Origin of the sequence: Dietzia sp. NCCP-2495, from assembly GCF_026011735.1 — a bacterium.
GTDB lineage: Bacteria > Actinomycetota > Actinomycetes > Mycobacteriales > Mycobacteriaceae > Dietzia.
Map to the genome: position 1 here is coordinate 56,707 of NZ_BRVN01000001.1, position 16,384 is coordinate 73,090.

General features: G+C 70.7%; 15 protein-coding genes. 9 read left to right on the plus strand and 6 right to left on the minus strand.

What is annotated here, in order from left to right:
• The first annotated feature begins 94 nt into the window (after nt 1–94).
• The 7 genes from OPF83_RS00275 to OPF83_RS00305 all read left to right on the plus strand — a co-directional run bounded on the left by OPF83_RS00275 (nt 95) and on the right by OPF83_RS00305 (nt 6,707).
• The gene (locus OPF83_RS00275; protein WP_264885213.1) at nt 95–457 is read left to right on the plus strand and encodes a TfoX/Sxy family protein; all 363 of its coding nucleotides are present in this window, start codon (nt 95–97) and stop codon (nt 455–457) included.
• Nucleotides 454–1,233: a hypothetical protein gene (locus OPF83_RS00280; protein ID WP_264885214.1), complete on the plus strand. Its 780-nt coding sequence runs from the start codon at nt 454–456 to the stop codon at nt 1,231–1,233. Before OPF83_RS00275 ends, OPF83_RS00280 begins: the two co-directional genes overlap by 4 nt.
• A gap of 33 nt (nt 1,234–1,266) precedes the next feature.
• A complete protein-coding gene (locus tag OPF83_RS00285; protein ID WP_264885215.1) occupies nt 1,267–2,715 on the plus strand; it encodes an SDR family NAD(P)-dependent oxidoreductase in 1,449 nt (482 codons plus the stop codon).
• Complete coding sequence (locus tag OPF83_RS00290) at nt 2,709–3,260, plus strand: DUF664 domain-containing protein (RefSeq protein WP_264885216.1); 552 nt, start codon at nt 2,709–2,711, stop codon at nt 3,258–3,260. Before OPF83_RS00285 ends, OPF83_RS00290 begins: the two co-directional genes overlap by 7 nt.
• Nucleotides 3,257–4,276 carry a nucleoside hydrolase gene (locus tag OPF83_RS00295; RefSeq protein WP_264885217.1) on the plus strand — a complete coding sequence of 340 codons (1,020 nt, stop codon included), beginning with the start codon at nt 3,257–3,259 and terminating at the stop codon, nt 4,274–4,276. The genes OPF83_RS00290 and OPF83_RS00295 overlap by 4 nt, the downstream gene beginning before the upstream one ends.
• A 138-nt stretch (nt 4,277–4,414) precedes the next feature.
• Nucleotides 4,415–5,890 (plus strand): acyltransferase, encoded by a 1,476-nt coding sequence (locus OPF83_RS00300; protein ID WP_264885218.1) that lies wholly within the window; start codon nt 4,415–4,417, stop codon nt 5,888–5,890.
• Nucleotides 5,891–6,035: 145 nt separating this feature from the next.
• Nucleotides 6,036–6,707, plus strand: coding sequence for a class I SAM-dependent methyltransferase (locus OPF83_RS00305; RefSeq protein WP_264885219.1), 672 nt, complete (start codon nt 6,036–6,038; stop codon nt 6,705–6,707).
• A gap of 27 nt (nt 6,708–6,734) precedes the next feature.
• Here the strand turns inward: OPF83_RS00305 and meaB are convergent, their stop codons facing one another.
• The 3 genes from meaB to OPF83_RS00320 form a co-directional block, all read right to left on the minus strand.
• Nucleotides 6,735–7,754, minus strand: coding sequence for a methylmalonyl Co-A mutase-associated GTPase MeaB (gene meaB / locus OPF83_RS00310; RefSeq protein WP_264885220.1), 1,020 nt, complete (start codon nt 7,752–7,754; stop codon nt 6,735–6,737).
• A gap of 80 nt (nt 7,755–7,834) precedes the next feature.
• Entirely contained in the window at nt 7,835–10,132 is a 2,298-nt protein-coding gene (gene scpA, locus OPF83_RS00315) for a methylmalonyl-CoA mutase (RefSeq protein WP_264885221.1), read from the minus strand.
• 1 nt (nt 10,133) lies between these two features.
• Nucleotides 10,134–11,972: a methylmalonyl-CoA mutase family protein gene (locus tag OPF83_RS00320; protein WP_264885545.1), complete on the minus strand. Its 1,839-nt coding sequence runs from the start codon at nt 11,970–11,972 to the stop codon at nt 10,134–10,136.
• Between the two features lie 138 nt (nt 11,973–12,110).
• Between OPF83_RS00320 and OPF83_RS00325 the strand changes: the two genes are divergently transcribed.
• Complete coding sequence (locus OPF83_RS00325) at nt 12,111–12,746, plus strand: TVP38/TMEM64 family protein (RefSeq protein WP_264885222.1); 636 nt, start codon at nt 12,111–12,113, stop codon at nt 12,744–12,746.
• Here the strand turns inward: OPF83_RS00325 and OPF83_RS00330 are convergent.
• Nucleotides 12,730–13,551, minus strand: coding sequence for a DUF3097 domain-containing protein (locus OPF83_RS00330; protein ID WP_264885223.1), 822 nt, complete (start codon nt 13,549–13,551; stop codon nt 12,730–12,732). The genes OPF83_RS00325 and OPF83_RS00330 overlap by 17 nt on opposite strands.
• A 67-nt stretch (nt 13,552–13,618) precedes the next feature.
• Between OPF83_RS00330 and OPF83_RS00335 the strand changes: the two genes are divergently transcribed.
• Nucleotides 13,619–14,446 carry a hypothetical protein gene (locus OPF83_RS00335; protein WP_264885224.1) on the plus strand — a complete coding sequence of 276 codons (828 nt, stop codon included), beginning with the start codon at nt 13,619–13,621 and terminating at the stop codon, nt 14,444–14,446.
• A gap of 22 nt (nt 14,447–14,468) precedes the next feature.
• Here the strand turns inward: OPF83_RS00335 and OPF83_RS00340 are convergent, their stop codons facing one another.
• Both OPF83_RS00340 and inhA read right to left on the minus strand, forming a co-directional pair.
• Nucleotides 14,469–15,515, minus strand: a complete 1,047-nt coding sequence (locus OPF83_RS00340; protein ID WP_264885225.1) for a ferrochelatase — start codon at nt 15,513–15,515, stop codon at nt 14,469–14,471.
• A gap of 1 nt (nt 15,516) precedes the next feature.
• Nucleotides 15,517–16,383 (minus strand): NADH-dependent enoyl-ACP reductase InhA, encoded by an 867-nt coding sequence (gene inhA / locus OPF83_RS00345; protein ID WP_264885226.1) that lies wholly within the window; start codon nt 16,381–16,383, stop codon nt 15,517–15,519.
• Between the last annotated feature and the right edge of the window lies 1 nt (nt 16,384).

A 16,384-nucleotide genomic window follows, 5' to 3' on the forward strand; every position in this document is an offset into this window, starting at 1 on the left:
CCGGGGTCCGCTCTCGTTTCGGAACCGGAACACACCGCTGTTGGCCGGGTCCCGACACGGCGGGCGACGAACGAGACCGGAAGAGGTCGCAGCCATGGCCCGCACTCCCCCTCCTCCCGCCCAGCAGGACCTACTCAACCGACTGCGTGAGTACCTGGTCGACGAGCCGGTCACCGACGAAAGGTCCATGTTCGGCGGGGTGTGCGTGATGGTTCGCGGCAAGATCCTCGTGAGCGCGGGTAAGGACGGAAGCCTCCTCGTCCGGGTCGACGCCGCCCGGCATGACGAGCTCGTGGCACGGCCCGGCGCGCGGCAGGCGGAGATGGGCGCCGGCAGGGACATGGGACCCGGCTGGATCACAGTCGCGCCCGACGGTGTCGATTCCGATCCGGACCTGGTTGTGTGGCTCGACGCGGCGCTCGAGTACAACAGCGTCGCGGCGGATGGTCGACGGTGACGACGTCGGGCGGACATCGCCCGCAGGGCCGGAGCGGCGCCCTCCGTGGCGGCACTCTCGCGGACGCCGTCGTGTCAGCCCTCGCCGCCTGTGCCAGGGCCGTCGATCGACTCCTCGACGCCGGAGGTGTGGCGCCTCCACGACTGACCCTGCCGGACGAGGTCCTCGGTGAACTCCGTGCGCTCTTCGGCGACACCGTGGATCTGTCAGCCGTCGTGATCCGACGCGGCCATGTCCCGGGAGTCCCCCACCGCAGGGCCTTCGCGCTCCCGGGACTGATCTACCTCGGCCCGGATCCCGGCATCGTGGCGACGGCCGGAGGCGCGGGCTCCGGTGCCAGCTCCGGTGCCAGCACCCATGCCGGCGACCTGTGCCCACGGGCGACCCCGACGCTCGTCCACGAACTCGTGCACCTCTGGCAGGGACGCGTCATCGGGCCTCGCTACGTGCTGCACGCCCTGGTGGAGCAGGTCCGGCGGGGACGACGCGCCTACGACTGGCGGGCGGCGCTCGGGCTGGTGCCTCCGGCTCCCGGTGCACCTCCTCTCGTCGCCTTCGACACCGACTGCAATCCCGACCTCACCTCCGATATCAGCCCGGAACCACTGGGGTTCGAGGCTCACGCCCAGCTCGTGTCCGAGGCGTACGCGCGGCGCGTCGGCCTCGCCGGGACACGGGCACACGGAGGGCGGGACGAGGAGCTGCGGGCCATGGAGGCCGCGCTCACCAGGCTCCGAGCAGGCGACGGCCAGCCCGGGACGGGTGCACGCGTTTAGCGTCAGGCCTCGTCGTCGTCGTACCGTGTCCTGGTGAGCGGCATTGACAAGGACGACTTCGAGACCTTCCAACGGGTCCTCGAACAGGCGGCGGCACTGGACGCCGACCATCCCGATTCGATCCGCGTGCAGCGGTCCGTGGGCCACATGTTCAAGCTCCTCAAGAAGGCGCGGCGCGCCGAGGTGCGACGTGAGCGGCAGGAGGCGGACAAGGCGGTCATCGAGGCCACCGCGACCGGCTCCCCCACCCGGATCGACGACGAGACCGCGGGAATCCGGCTCGTGTCCAACGCGCCCGGCGCGATCGCCGGCCACCTGCAGCGCGCGATGGCGTGCTACGTGTGCAAGCAGCGCTTCACCCAGGTCGACGCGTTCTACCACCAGCTGTGCCCCGAGTGCGCCGCCGCGAACCGGGCACGCCGCGACCCGGCCATGAACCTCACCGGCCGTCGTGCGCTGCTCACCGGCGGCCGCGCCAAGATCGGCATGTACATCGCGCTGATGCTGCTGCGCGCCGGGGCCGACGTCACCATCACCACCCGGTTCCCTCGCGACGCCGTCCGCCGATTCGCGAAGATGGACGACTACGACGTGTGGAAGGACCGGATCCACGTCATGGGCGTCGACCTGCGCGATCCCGCGCAGGTGGTGGCCCTGGCCGACGAGGTGGCCGCCGCCGGACCACTGGACATCCTCATCAACAACGCCGCGCAGACGGTGCGTCGCTCCCCCGGTTCCTATTCGGGCCTGGTCGAGGGCGAGAACGCGCCCATCACCGGTCGCGCCGCGGAGGTGCCGATGGTGACGATGGGCCGCACGTCCGAGCTCCACCCGGCCGCGCTGATGGGCGGCGAGTCCGCGCTGATCGGCCACGACGAGGCGGAGCGGGAGGCCGACCACATCGCGGCGCTGGCGCTGCAGGCCGGGTCGTCCTCGCTGGAGCGGATGGCCGCCGGGACCGCGATCGACGCCGGCGGGCTCCTGCCGGACGTCGTGGACCACAACAGCTGGGTGGCCACCGTCGAACAGGTCGAGCCCATGGAGATGCTCGAGGTGCAGTTGTGCAACTCGGTGGCGCCGTTCATCCTCGTCTCCCGCCTGCGCCCCGCGATGGCCGCGTCAAAGGCCCGGCGCAAGTACGTGGTGAACGTCTCGGCGATGGAGGGGCAGTTCTCGCGCCGCTACAAGGGCGCCGGTCACCCGCATACCAACATGGCCAAGGCCGGGCTCAACATGCTCACCCGTACGTCGGCGGAGGAGATGTTCACCGAGCACGGCATCCTCATGACCGCCGTGGACACCGGGTGGATCACCGACGAGCGCCCGCACGTCACCAAGGTTCGTCTGCACGAGGAGGGGTTCCACGCCCCGCTCGATCTGGTGGACGGCGCGGCCCGCGTGGTGGACCCGATCGTGCGCGGCGAGGCCGGCGAGGACCTCTACGGCTGCTTCCTCAAGGACTTCGAGCCGAGCCCGTGGTGAGTGGCGCGACCGAGGCGGGTGACGCGCGTGATTCGGGCGACCGCGGCCGGGCCGTTCAGACGGTCCTCACCACGCAGCTGTTGCCGGCGCTGCGTGCGGCGGTAGCCGACCTGGGTGGGGATTCCGACGGAACGCTGGTCCACACGGCGCCCACCACCGCGAGCTCGGGGTGGCCCACCAACACCGCCGCCGCACTCGTCCACCACCTCTGCGGCGTGGTGACCTCGTGGGGCGCGGCCTGCCTGGGCGGCGAGTCCGTCGACCGCGACCGGACCTCGGAGTTCTCCTACGCCGGGCCGGTCGGCCCCGAACTCGACCGCCTGGACCTGCTCGTCGCCCGCCTTCCAGAGTGGACCGCCGCCGCGCTCGCCCGCGGCGATCTCGCCCATCCGACGGGGACGGCGTTCGACGAGGACACCGCCCGCCGCTCCGGCACGTTCACGATCGACTGGGTGCTGGCCCACATCCTCCACGACATCGCCGGTCACCTGGGCCACCTCGAGCTGACCCGCGACGTCCTCCTCACCCGCCTCGAGCGGCGATGACCCCCACTCCCGTCCTCCTGGACTGCGATCCGGGTATCGACGACGCGCTGGCGATCGCGTACCTCGTCGCCGAGCACCGCGCCGGGCGGATCGAGCTCGTGGGCGTGGTGTGTACCGCCGGCAACGTCGGTCTGGACGACACCGTCGCGAACGCACTGGCCTGGCTGGACCTGGCCGGCGCTCCCCCGGTGCCGGTGTGCGCGGGCGCGGCGGGTGCGAGCGTGGTGTCGCACGTGTTCACGCCCGAGACCCACGGTCCCCGCGGCGCGGGGTACGCCGACCTGAAGGCCGGACAAGACCACGTGACGACGACGACACCGGCGCGGCTCGATCCCCGCAATGGTGCGCAGCTCTGGGCGCATCTCGCACATGAGCACCGGGGTGAACTGGTAGCGGTGGTGACCGGCCCCACGTCCACGCTCGCGCAGGCGCTCGACCTGGAGCCGTTGTTGCCCGGTCTAGTGGCAGACCTCGTGGTAATGGGCGGTACGTTCCGCGGACACCCGGGCAACACCACCCCGGTCAGTGAGTGGAACGTGGATGTCGATCCCGAGGCAGCCGACGCGGTGTGCCTGGCCTGGGAAGACGCCCGTCGCGCGGACACCGATGTCAGGCCGCCCCTGTGGTGCGGGTTGAACCTCACCGAGCAGGGGGTGTGGACCCCGGAGCACTCGTCCCGCCTGCTCGCGGCGGCGGACACGCCGCTGACCCGCGCACTGCTCGATGCGTTGCGCTTCTACTTCGAGTTCCACGAGTCAGTCGGCGAGGGGTACCTGGCGCAGGTGCACGACCCGTTGGTCGCCTGGATGGCGCTGCACCCCGGCGAGGTGGTCGCGGAGCAGTCGCATATCCGCGTCGAGTGCTGCGGGTCCCACACGCGCGGGATGACCGTGGAGGACCGCCGCGGACACCGGGACCGGCGGCCCAATGCCCGGATCGCGATCGATGTACACGTCCCTGGTGGGCCTGCCGCGGTACTCGACGAGGTGGTCGCCGCGATCGCCTCGCTGGCCTGAGCACCCACCAGAGGACGTACCAGGGTGCACATCGGACAGAACTAGAACCGGTGCTAGGCTCCTGCGGATGTGCGAGACGAAGGGTGACGCTCCGCGTACGCGCATGATCATCGTCTTTTCCACAGTCCGGGAGATTCCATGAGGTCGGTCGCTGCTGCTCTGCTCGTCGCCGCCGGCGGGGCGGTCGTCGCCGGCGTGAGCGCCCGGCGCGCCGCAGTCGCCGAGGGTCGCGCCGAGCCGATCGCCGACTCCGTGCGCGCCACTCTCGCCACAGCGAGGATGCAGGTCGAGGCCCGGATCAGGACTTTCGCGGAGTCGGGTTCGGCGCCCGCCGGGATGCGGACCGCTGTGGGCGCCCGGGCCGTCGGCCCTTCCGCCACGGGTGCCGCAGGTGCCACCGGGCACGCCGGTCCCGGCGCCGCGTCGTCCGACTTCTCCTCGTCCGCCTTCTCAACCGGTGTCCGGTCGGACAGGGGGTACGGACTTCTCCGACCTGCGGGTGCCCGCGGCTTCGTGCCGGCACTCGAGGGCATCCGAGGACTCGCCGCCGTGGGGGTCATGACCACACACATCGCGTTTGTCACGCGGTCCTCCTACGGCTCGCCCGTCAAGCGGATATTCGGCCGGCTGGACATGGCCGTGGCGGTGTTCTTCGCCAAAACCGGATTCCTGGTCTGGCGGGCACATGCGCGTCACGCGTGGGAGGACAAGCCCGGAACCGCCAGGCCCGCCGGGGAATTCCTGACGTCGCGCGTCAAGCGGATAATGCCCGCCTACGTGGTCCTCGTCGCCGCCGCGATGCTGTTGCTCAAGCAGAACCACGTCAACGGTCCGGTCACGTGGCTGCTCAATCTCACCCTCACGCAGATCTACACCCCGAAGTTCCTCGTCGCCGGGCTCACACACGCCTGGTCACTGGCCGTGGAGATGGCCTTCTACGCGGCGCTTCCCGTGCTCTGGACCGCCATGCGGCGACTTCGGGGTGCCTCCGCCGGGTGGCGGATTCCGGTGATCATCGCCTTCGGTGCCTCCGGCCTGGTGTTCCCCGCGATCCCGTGGCAGGCTCTCGGTCTCCTCCCCGCGGGTGTGAACGTGCAGATCCTGCCGCCGGCGTTGACCGCGTGGTTCGCCGCGGGCATGCTGCTCGCGGAGATCGCCACCGCGCCTCCGGGAACCCTCGTGCGGATGTGCCGTGACAAGGCGGCCCGGTGGGGTTGGTGGATCGCCGGTGGCGCGGCGCTGGTGGCCACGACCGTCCCGGCCTGGTTCTCCGAGGGCTTCACGCATCCCGGACCGGCCGAGTTCGCCCGGCGTACGGGCCTGTCCGGAACCATGGCGTTCCTCGTCCTGGCCCCGGTCGTCCTGGCCCCGGAGGGCACGCGATTCCCGGTCCTCGAGTCGATGCCTCTTCGGAAACTCGGTACCTGGTCGTACGGGATCTTCCTGTGGCACCAGCTGATCCTGCTCGCCGCCTTCCCGGTGACCCGGACCGCCCTGTGGGATCGCCGCATGCACGTCATCTGGCCGGTCACGGTGGCCGGATCGATCGCCGCAGGCGCCGCGAGTCACCGTTTCCTCGAGGAACCGGCGCGGATGCTGCTCGAGCGCCCCTGACCGGCGCGAAGTGGTCCTGACATTTCGGTGACCGACCGTGCGTCGGAAACTCCGGGAAAGTAGTTTCTTTCGACCTGTCGATCGGACCTCCTCCTGTTCGTCGAAGAAAGTCCTCCGGCCGGGAGGTCGGGAACTGTCGGAGTGGATGGTCGGGTCGTCGACCATCGCCGGCAAGCGGGTCGTCGAGTTCGCCCAGGGCCTGGGACTGACCGCCTCGCTCCTGCTGGAGGAGTCCCCGGCCTCGTACACCGGTGTCGAATCGGACGCGGACGCCGTCGAGGTCACCCGCTCCGCGATCGAGGACCGCGGGGACATGGTCGTGGCGTCCGCCCAGGAGACCGGGCTCGCGTCCGGCGCCGCCGACATCGTGGTGGGCGAGGCGATGCTCACGATGCAGGGTGATTCCACCAAAAAGCAGATCATCGACGAGGCGGCACGTGTCCTCGACGCCGATGGCCGCTACCTCGTGCATGAACTGTGCCTCGTGCCGGACACCCTGGACGACTCCGTCAAGACCGAGATCCGCAAGGACCTCGCACGGCCGATTCGAGTGAACGCCCGACCTCTCACGGTGGCCGAGTGGTCCCAGCTGTTCGAGGCGTCGGGCTTCGAGGTCGAGGCCACCGAACTCCGCCCGATGGCACTGCTGCAGCCGAAGCGGATAATCGAGGACGAGGGCGTACTCGGCGTGGCCCGGATCGTCGGCAACCTCCTGCGGGACCCCGACGCCCGCACGCGGGTGCTCGCGATGCGGAAAACCTTCACCACGCACGAGGATCGCATGAGCGCCGTCGGATTCGTACTGCGCAAGCGCTGAGGGACCGAGACCGGCCCGGGCGGTGGATCAGGAGTCGAACGCGTCGATGATCGCCTGGGCCGCGAGCGCCGCCGTCAGCGTGCCCTCACGCACCTTCGCCTCGACATCGGCGGCGACGCCCCGCACTTCCGGGTCGGCCTCCAGCCTGGCCATGAGCGTGTCGTGCACCATCGACCAGGTCCACTCGACCTGCTGACGGGCACGACGCGCCGCGACCTCGCCGAGCTTCTCCATCTCGGACTGATGCGACTGCACGGCGTCCCAGAAGCGGTCGAGCCCGTCGCTCTCGAGCCCGGACATGGTGAGGACCGGGACCTTCCACACCGCATCGGCGGGCCGGACCAGCCGTAGGGCGGCGCCGAGTTCACGAGCGGCCCGCTGGGCGTCCTTCACATGCGGCCCATCGGCCTTGTTCACCGCGACCACGTCCGCCAGTTCCAGCACACCCTTCTTGATGCCCTGGAGCTGATCGCCGGTCCGGGCCAGCGTGAGGAAGGTGAAGCAGTCGACCATCCCGGCAACGGTGACCTCGGACTGGCCGACGCCGACGGTCTCCACGAGGATCACGTCGAAGCCGGCGGCCTCGAGAAGCACCATCGACTCGCGGGTGGCCTTGGCGACGCCACCGAGGGTGCCGGACGTCGGGGACGGTCGGATGTAGGCCCGCGGCTCGGTCGACAGCGTCGCCATGCGGGTCTTGTCACCGAGGATCGAGCCCCCGGTCCTCGTGGACGAGGGGTCGATGGCCAGGACCGCGACCTTCAGGCCCTTCTCCACGAGGTAGAGACCGAACGACTCGATGAACGTCGACTTGCCGACGCCGGGGACACCGGTGATCCCGATCCGTAGTGCCCCACCGGAGTGCGGTAGAGCGCCGAGCAGGAGCTGCTGGGCCTTCTCCCGGTGCGACGGGTTGGAGGACTCCAGCAGGGTGATGGCCCGGGCGAGGATCGGCCGCCGGTCGGCGAGGACACCGTCGAGGAGTGCATCGACGTCGATCTCGCGCCGCGGGCGCGGCCCGGTCGCCGACGGGACCGGGCCGCGCACCGAGCCGGTGCCCAGCGTGGTGGACAGGCTGCCCGAGAGGTTGCCCGACCCGGCGGGGTCGGGTCCCGAGCCGAGGCGGGTCAGGACCTCACCTCCGTGCCGGCCTCCTCGCCCGAGGAACCCAGCTCGTGGCCGAGCTCACCGGCGAGATTGCCGAGGAGCTCGATCGCGGCCTCGGCGATCACGGTGCCGGGCGGGTAGATCGCGGCCGCACCGGCGTCGTACAGCTCCTGGAAATCACCGGGCGGGATCACGCCGCCGACGGTGACCATGATGTCCTCGCGGCCCACCTCGGCTAGCGCCGCGCGCAGAGCCGGGACCAGCGTGAGGTGGCCGGCCGCGAGCGAGGAGACACCCACGACGTGGACGTCGGCGTCGGCGGCCTGCTGGGCCACCTCCTCCGGGGTCTGGAACAGCGGGCCCATGTCCACGTCGAAGCCGAGGTCGGCGAACGCGGTGCCGACGACCTTCTGGCCACGGTCGTGGCCGTCCTGGCCCATCTTGGCGAGCAGGATGCGGGGACGGCGTCCCTCCTGCTCGGCGAACGCGTCGGCCATCTGCATGGCACGGGTGACGTTGTCCACGGCGCCCTCCTTGGTGACCTCCTGCCGGTACACACCGGACAGGGTCTTGATCTCGGCCTTGTGGCGGCCGTACACCTTCTCGAGCGCGTCGGAGATCTCGCCGATGCTCGCCTGGGCACGGGCGGCGTCGATCGCCAGCGCCAGGAGGTTGGACTCGAGATCACTGCTGGCGGGGCCGTCGGCAGCAGCGGTGAGCTTGGCGAGCGCGGCCTGGCAGGCCGCCTCGTCGCGTCCCGCGCGCAGCTTCTCGAGCTTGGCGATCTGCTCGGCGCGGACGCGCAAGTTCTCGACCTTGAGGACCTCGATCTCCTGGTCCTCTTCCACGACGTACTTGTTGACGCCGATGACGGGCTGACGGCCTGAATCGATGCGTGCCTGCGTCCTCGCGGCGGCCTCCTCGATGCGCAGCTTCGGGATGCCCTCCCCGATCGCCTGCGCCATACCGCCGGCCTCCTCGATCTCGAGGAGATGCAGACGGGCCTTGTCGGCGAGTTGGGCGGTAAGCCACTCGATGTAGTACGAACCCGCCCACGGGTCGATCGGCCGCGTGGTGCCCGACTCCTGCTGCAGCAGCAGCTGGGTGTTACGCGCGATGCGGGCGGAGAAGTCAGTGGGCAGCGCGAGCGCCTCGTCGAGGGCGTTGGTGTGCAGCGACTGCGTGTGACCCTGCGTCGACGCCATTGCCTCGATCGCCGTGCGGGCGACGTTGTTGAACACGTCCTGCGCGGTCAGCGACCAGCCCGAGGTCTGCGAGTGGGTACGCAGCGACTTGGACTTGGCGTTCTTCGGTTCGAACTTCTCGACCAGCTCGCTCCACAGGAGACGCCCCGCGCGCAGCTTGGCGATCTCCATGGAGAAGTTCATACCGATCGCCCAGAAGAACGACAGACGCGGGGCGAACTTGTCGATGTCCAGTCCGGCCTCGAGACCGGCCCGGATGTACTCGACACCGTCGGCGAGCGTGTACGCCAGCTCGAGGTCGGCCGTCGCGCCGGCTTCCTGGATGTGGTAGCCGGAGATCGAGATCGAGTTGAAGCGGGGCATCTTCTGCGAGGTGTACGCGAAGATGTCCGAGATGATCCGCATCGATGGCTTGGGCGGATAGATGTAGGTGTTGCGGACCATGAACTCCTTGAGGATGTCGTTCTGGATGGTCCCCGCGAGCTGCTCCGGCGTCACCCCCTGCTCCTCGGCTGCGACCACGTAGAAGGCGAGGATCGGGAGCACCGCACCGTTCATCGTCATGGACACCGACACGCTCGACAGGTCGATCCCGTCGAAGAGTTCGCGCATGTCGAGGATCGAGTCGATCGCCACACCGGCCATACCGACGTCGCCGGCGACGCGCGGGTGGTCGGAGTCGTAGCCGCGGTGCGTGGCCAGGTCGAACGCCACGGACAGGCCCTTCTGGCCGGCCGCGAGATTGCGGCGGTAGAAGGCGTTGGACTCCGCGGCGGTGGAGAAGCCCGCGTACTGGCGGATGGTCCACGGCTGGTTGACGTACATCGACGGGTACGGGCCGCGCAGGAACGGGGCGGCGCCGGGCACGGTGTCGAGGGGGAACGGCGTGACGGCCTCGCCGCCCGCCTCCTCGGTAGCGGCGCTGGCGGTGCCCTTCTCGACACCGTCGCGGTCGGCCTTGGTGTAGACGCGCTTGACGTCGATGCCCTCGGGGGTCTCCCAGTGGGCGTCAGCGGCGAGGCCCGTCGTCGCATCGGTGGCCGCGGCGGACGTCTCGGCGCTGACGGCGCCCTCGCGGAGTGGAGCGGTACTGAAATCAGGGAAGGTCGTCATCTCACTTCACTCCCAGCTGGTCGAGGAGGGTGGACAGGGCGGCGACGGCGTCGATACCGAGACCCAGGAACCCGTCGGGTCGGTCGGTCGCGTCCGCGGGGAAACCCTTCTCGGCGCCCGCGACGTACACGGTCGAGATGCCGGCGTCCCGCAGCGCGGCGACGGCGGTCGGGCCTTCGGAGGCGTAGCGCTTGTCAGCGCCACAGAGCACCGCGATCTGGTCATCGCCGCGGGCTCCGGCGTACTGGCCGGCCTCGGTGACCCCCGGGTTACGCGCCTCGATGCCGCCGGCGGCGAGCAGGTTGGCGATGAAGGTCACGCGCGGCGTGGTCTCCGCCTGCGGGCCGAGTCCCGCCAACAGCACCGTCGGACGCGAGCCGGTCGTCTCCAGGTGCGCGTCGGAGCGGTCACGCAGGTCCTCGAACGCGCGGCCGTAGCGGTAGTCGTCGCCTCCGCGCCGGGAGGCGTCGAGCGGCTGCTCCGCGAGGTTCGGGAACTCGGACACGCCCGTGATGGGCGCGGTGCGGTGCGCGATGTCGTTGTCGCGGGCCTCGCGGACCCGCGCGATCGCCTCGCGGACGGTCCCCGACTCGACCGCCGCGACCAGGCCGCCCTCGGCCTCGATGGTCTGCAGGGCGGACCACGCGGCGTCCGCGAGGGAGTCGGTGAGCGACTCGACGTACCAGGAGCCGCCCGCCGGGTCCACGACGTGGCCGAGGTGGGACTCCTCGAGGAGCAGGAGCTGGGTGTTGCGGGCCATGCGCTCGGCGAACGAGCGGGAGGTGCTCTCGAGCCCGCCGGGAACCGAGGCGTCGAAGGGCAGCACCGTCACGGAGGTGGCCCCGCCCACGCCGGCGCCGAACGCGGCGAGGGTCGTGCGCAGCATGTTCACCCACGGGTCGCGGCGCGACATCATTGCGGCGGAGGTCACGGCGTGCTGCGGGGCGTCGCCGGCATCGGGGGCGCCGAGCAACTCCGCCGCACGTGCCCACATGAGGCGACCGGCGCGGAACTTGGCGATCGAGGCGAACTGGTCGTCCGTGGCGGACAGCCGGAAGGAGACCTGACGCAACGCGGTGTCGGCGGACATACCCGAGGAGATCAGCGCACGCACGTACTCGAGCCCGGCCGCGACGGCGTAGGCGAGCTCCTGCGCATCCCCCGCACCGTCGGCGTGGAACACGGTTCCGTCGGCGACGAACGTGCGGATGGTCTCCTCACGGTCAGCGGCCTTGGCGGCCAGGGCCACCGCGGCGTCGAGATCGATGGACTCGGCGCCCGCATAGGCGGCGGTGACAGGTGCCGCGCCGAGGTCGGCCACCACGGCGGCGCGATCGGTCACCCCGTCGCCGGCGGAACGACGCTGGTCCAGGAGGTCGAGATAGGCCTCGGCGACCTCGGCGGTCGCGGCGCCGGAATCGAACGTCACCGGCGCGAGATCGAGGTAGACGTCCTTGAGGACGGCGGGCAGCTCGGCGGCGGCCGCCGTGAGCCACAGCGCCGAGACACCCTGCTCGAGCTGGTCGAGGACCGCGGTGTTGACCTCGGCGGCGTTCCCGTCGACCTCGACCCGGGCGCTGACGTGCCAGCCGCCCTCCGGGAGTCCGGTGCGAGCGCCACCGCGAACGAACGGGAACCGTCCCGGCTCCGACCTCTCCGCGATCTCGTCCTCCCGCGTGTACAGCGGGTTGATCTCGATCCCGTCCCGCGTGGTGGCGATGAGCTTCCGCCAGGCGTCTTCGGGCATGTCGGCAGGATCCTTGCGGGCGGCCTTCGCGAGGACGGCTCCCACAGAGGCGTACCAGGAGTGAAGGTCAGGACCGTTGGTCGGGCTGGTCACCGGTACCTCGTTCTCTTGTGGAGTGAAGGGGGTCACCTCGCGACTCTAGTGCAGCGCCGCGGACGGGGAGGAACACGCCCTGAGCGTGGGCAACCCACGGGGGGAACACGGGGTCCGGGGAGGACTACAGTCGTCCCGGTGCGTGGACGGGTTATCGGTTGGGTGGTGGCGATCGTTGTCGTCGTCGTCCTCGCGGCCCTCGTCCCCACCCCGGGGCTCGCCCAGTTCCGCACCTGGGCCGGCGAACTGGGACCGTGGTTCGCCCCCGCGTTCTTCGCCGCGTACGCGACGGTCACCGTCGCGCCGATCCCCCGGTCCACCTTCACCTACTCCGCCGCGGTCCTGTTCCCGCCGTCGGTGGCCATCCCCGGTTCCCTCGTCGCGACCGGTATCGCGGCGGCGGTGGCCTTCGAGGTGGTTCGACGCCTCGGCCACGAACGCACGGCCGCGCTGCGCGCGGACCCCCGGATCGAACGGGTGGACGCGCGGCTCCGACGACGGGGCTGGCTCTCGGTCGGGAGCATGCGACTGGTGCCGGCTGTGCCGTTCTCGGTCCTCAATTACGCCGCCGCGCTCACGTCGATCCGGCGGCGTCACTTCCTGCCGGCGACGGTGATCGGCAGCGCACCGGGCACGGTCGCCGCGATCCTGCTCGGCAACGCGCTCGCCGAGGGCACGGGCACGGCGGCCCTGTGGGCGACGGTCGGGTTCGCCGCAGTGGGAGTCGCCGGGATGGTGCTCGACGTGAAGATGCCGGTCAGGCGGGCTCGGTGACGAAATCCACCAGGCGTTCCACCGCGCCGAGCAACGTGGGCTCGATGTCCCGGTAACTGCTCACCGAGGACAGCACGTGACGGAAGCCGTCCGCCGGCTCTCCCCAGCCCAGGCGGGTGCAGATCCCGGTCTTCCAGTCCTCGCCGCGGGGAACGACCGGCCACTCACGGATGCCGACCGCGGCCGGCTTCACCGCCTGCCAGATATCGATGTAGGGATGTCCGGTCACCAGGACGTCCCCGCCCAGGCCGGCGACGATCCGCGACTCCTTGCTGCCCTCGACGAGGTGGTCCACCAGGACGCCGAGACGGGCCTGCGGGGTCGGGGCGAACTCGGCGACGAGCCCCGGCAGGTCGTCGATGCCGTGGAGAGGTTCCACCACGATGCCTTCGACCCGCAGGTCGTGGCCCCAGATCTTCTCCACCAGCGCCGCGTCGTGGATACCCTCGACCCAGATCCGTCCCGCGCGTGCGGTGCGGGCGCGCAGGCCCTCGACCTTCCGCGACCCCGAGGCCGTCACGGCGGGGCCCGTGGGCTTGGCGGGAGCGGGCTTGCGCAGCGTGACCGGCCGGCCGTCGATGAGGAACGCCGACGGGGTCATGGCGAACAGGCGGACCCTCCCCTTGCGGTCCTCGAGTTTGACGAACTCGCCGTCGTAACTCCGGTCGAAACCCACCACTGCGCCGCAGAACCCGGACCCGGCGTCCTCGACCACCAGGTCCCGCTTGGCGTCGATCACCGGCACCTCCGGGCGACGCCGCCGCGCGGTGCCGGAGAGGACGTCGGAACCGTACATGTCAGCCATGGGGAGCCACCGTAGTCGGTGTGACACGGCCGGGCCGGTCGGCACACCGGCGGTAGGATCGATCGTCATGTCACGACCACTCGCCACCAGTACGGCCCTGTCCCCCGCGTGGGCGTTGCCGCTGTACCTCCTGCGCACCGCGTGGGCGGGCCAACCGTTCGACGACCTGATCACCTACGTCAGCGGACTGGCCCAGTCACACCTGGTCGAGGTCGTCGGTGAGCCGGTCCCGGGCACCGGCGACGTGGACCCCGGTGCCGGGGCGGTGGGACTCCTCCCGAGCGTGGTCCGCCTGCTCCGCGAGGCGGGCGCGGACCACCCGGCGGCGGAGGTCCTGTCGCTGCTCACCACCACGCCGGGCGACTCGGCGAGCCTGCCGCCAGTCCCCGCGGTGCGCGCCGATGTGGCCGAGGCCGGATGGGGCGTACTGATCCGTGATCCGCGCAGCCGTGCGGCGCTCTGTCTGACCGTCGTGCGGCCGCACGCCGACGTGCTCCGGTGGCGGGTCCGGGGCGTGGCGGACTGTCCCGTGGCGCCGCAGCCAGCCGGCCCCGCCGAGGCGCTGTACGACCTCGGGACGGCCGTCGTGGAGGCCGCCGAGCTGATCGAGCGCACCGCGGAGTCAGCCGCCGGCGGTGGCGCGGAGATGGTGGACGTGCATTCCACCGTGACCCGGGTCCCGGCGGGCCTGCCGTCTCGGGTCCTCCAGTTGATCGACCGGATAGACCGAGTCGAGGCGATCACCTCGCTCGCGCTGGCGCGGCCGGGGATCGGCGTGGACCCCGCGACGCGGGAGCCGATCCTGCGGCGCCTGGTGGCCGTGAAGGACGCCGCGCGACGGTCGGCCGTCGCCGCGGCTGGCGACGACGCGTTAAGTCGGTCGGGTCACCCCTGACGGCGGAGCATCCCTCCCCCGTTCACCGAGCGCAGCAGCCGACCGCGCAGCGGGCGCCGTCGCGGTTCATGCCGAGCGACGGTACGCAGCCCGGACGGGACTGGATGACTCCGGACTCGGCCTCGTCGAGCAGTTCGACGATCATCCGGGCGAACTCCCGGCTCGGTCCGGGGGTGGCGCAGCGGGTCACCGTCACCCCGAGATCACGGACCTCGTCGACCAGTTCGGTGTCGAGGTCCCAGATCACCTCGACGTGGTCGGAGATGAACCCGATGGGGACGACGACGACGTCGGTGACGCCCTGGCCTGTCGCGAGTGCGGTCACGTGGTCTACGACGTCGGGCTCGAGCCAGGGGACGCTCGGCGGTCCGGAGCGCGACTGCCACACCACGTCGTACTCCCGTACCCCGGCGGTGTCCGCGACGAGACGCGAGGCCTCCTGCACTTGACGGCTGTAGAGGTGGCCCCCGAGTTCCGGCGGCCCGGCCACCGCGTCGGCGGCATCAGGGACGGAGTGGGCGGTGAATACGACACGCGCCCCCGGGGCGGCGGCATCGAGTGCGGCACGCAAGTCCGTGGCGAACCGTTCGACGAACAACGGGTGGTCGTAGAACTGCCGCAGTCGGATCATCGACGGTGCGTCATCGATGCTGTCCAGGACGCGGACGATGTCCTCCTGGTATTGCGCGCAACCGGAGTACCCGCCCCACGCCGAGGTGGCGAACACCGCGGCGTTGCGGATCCCGTCGGCGGCCATCTGACGCACTGTGTCGGCGGCCATCGGCGTCCAGTTGCGGTTGCCGAAGTACACCGGCAGGTCTCGACCCCGGGAGGCGAGCTCCGCCTCGACGTTGGAGATGATCTCGCGGTTGAGGTCGTTGATCGGGCTCCGCCCGCCGAGGTGGCGGTAGTGCGTCGCCACCTCCTCGAGCCGCTCGGTGGGGATCCCGCGGCCGGCCGTGACGTTCTCCAGGAACGGGATGACATCCTCCTGGCCCTCGGGACCCCCGAAGGACAGGAGCAGTAGTGCGTCGACGGGAGCGTGGCCCGTCGTACCGGCGTCGGTCATGTCAGCTGCCCTGTTCGCTGAAGGACACCGTCCCCGCCCCACCGTCGGCGTAGATCACGGTGCCGGTCGTGGAGGCCATCAGGTCCGACAGGAGCGCGACCGCGGTCGTGGCGACCGGGGTCGGGTCGTTGACGTCCCAGCCCAGGGGTGCCCGGCGAGACCATTCGTCTTGCATAGTGTCCAGTTCGCCGCCGGGGCCGAGTGCGTCGCCGGCGATGGACTTGGCGGCGAGAGTCTTGACGGGGCCCGCAGCGATGAGGTTCGACCGCACGCGGTCGGGACCGAGTTCACGGGCGACGTAGCGGTTGACCGCCTCCAACGCGTTCTTCGCGACCGACATCCAGTTGTAGAACGGCATGGAGAACCGGGGATCGAAGTCCAGACCGATGATCGAGGCACCCGGGTTGAGGAGGGGCCGGACCGCTTTCGCCAGAGATGCGTACGAGTAGGCCGAGATCTCCAGTGCCACCGCGACGTCCTTCCACGGGGCATCGAGGAACGGGTCGCCGAGGCAGCTTGGTGGTGCGAAGCCGATCGAGTGGACGACTCCGTCGAGCGAGTCGGCGTGCTCCCGCACGCGCTCGGCCAGGGTCGCGAGGTCGTCCTCGTTCTGGACGTCGAGCTCGATCACCGGGGGTCGGACCGGGAGCCGCTTGGAGATGGCCTTGACCAGGGAGGGGCGCCCGAAGGCGGTGAGGATGACCTCGGCGCCGTGGAGCTGACAGTGCTTGGCGATGTGGAACCCGATCGAGGCGTCGGTGATTACGCCGGTGACGAGGATCGTCTTGCCGGCGAGCAGCCCTGCGGTGGCCCCGCTCGTGCCGGTGGCGGAGTCGGCTGCGTCTGCGGTGGTGTCGTTGGTCGTCATG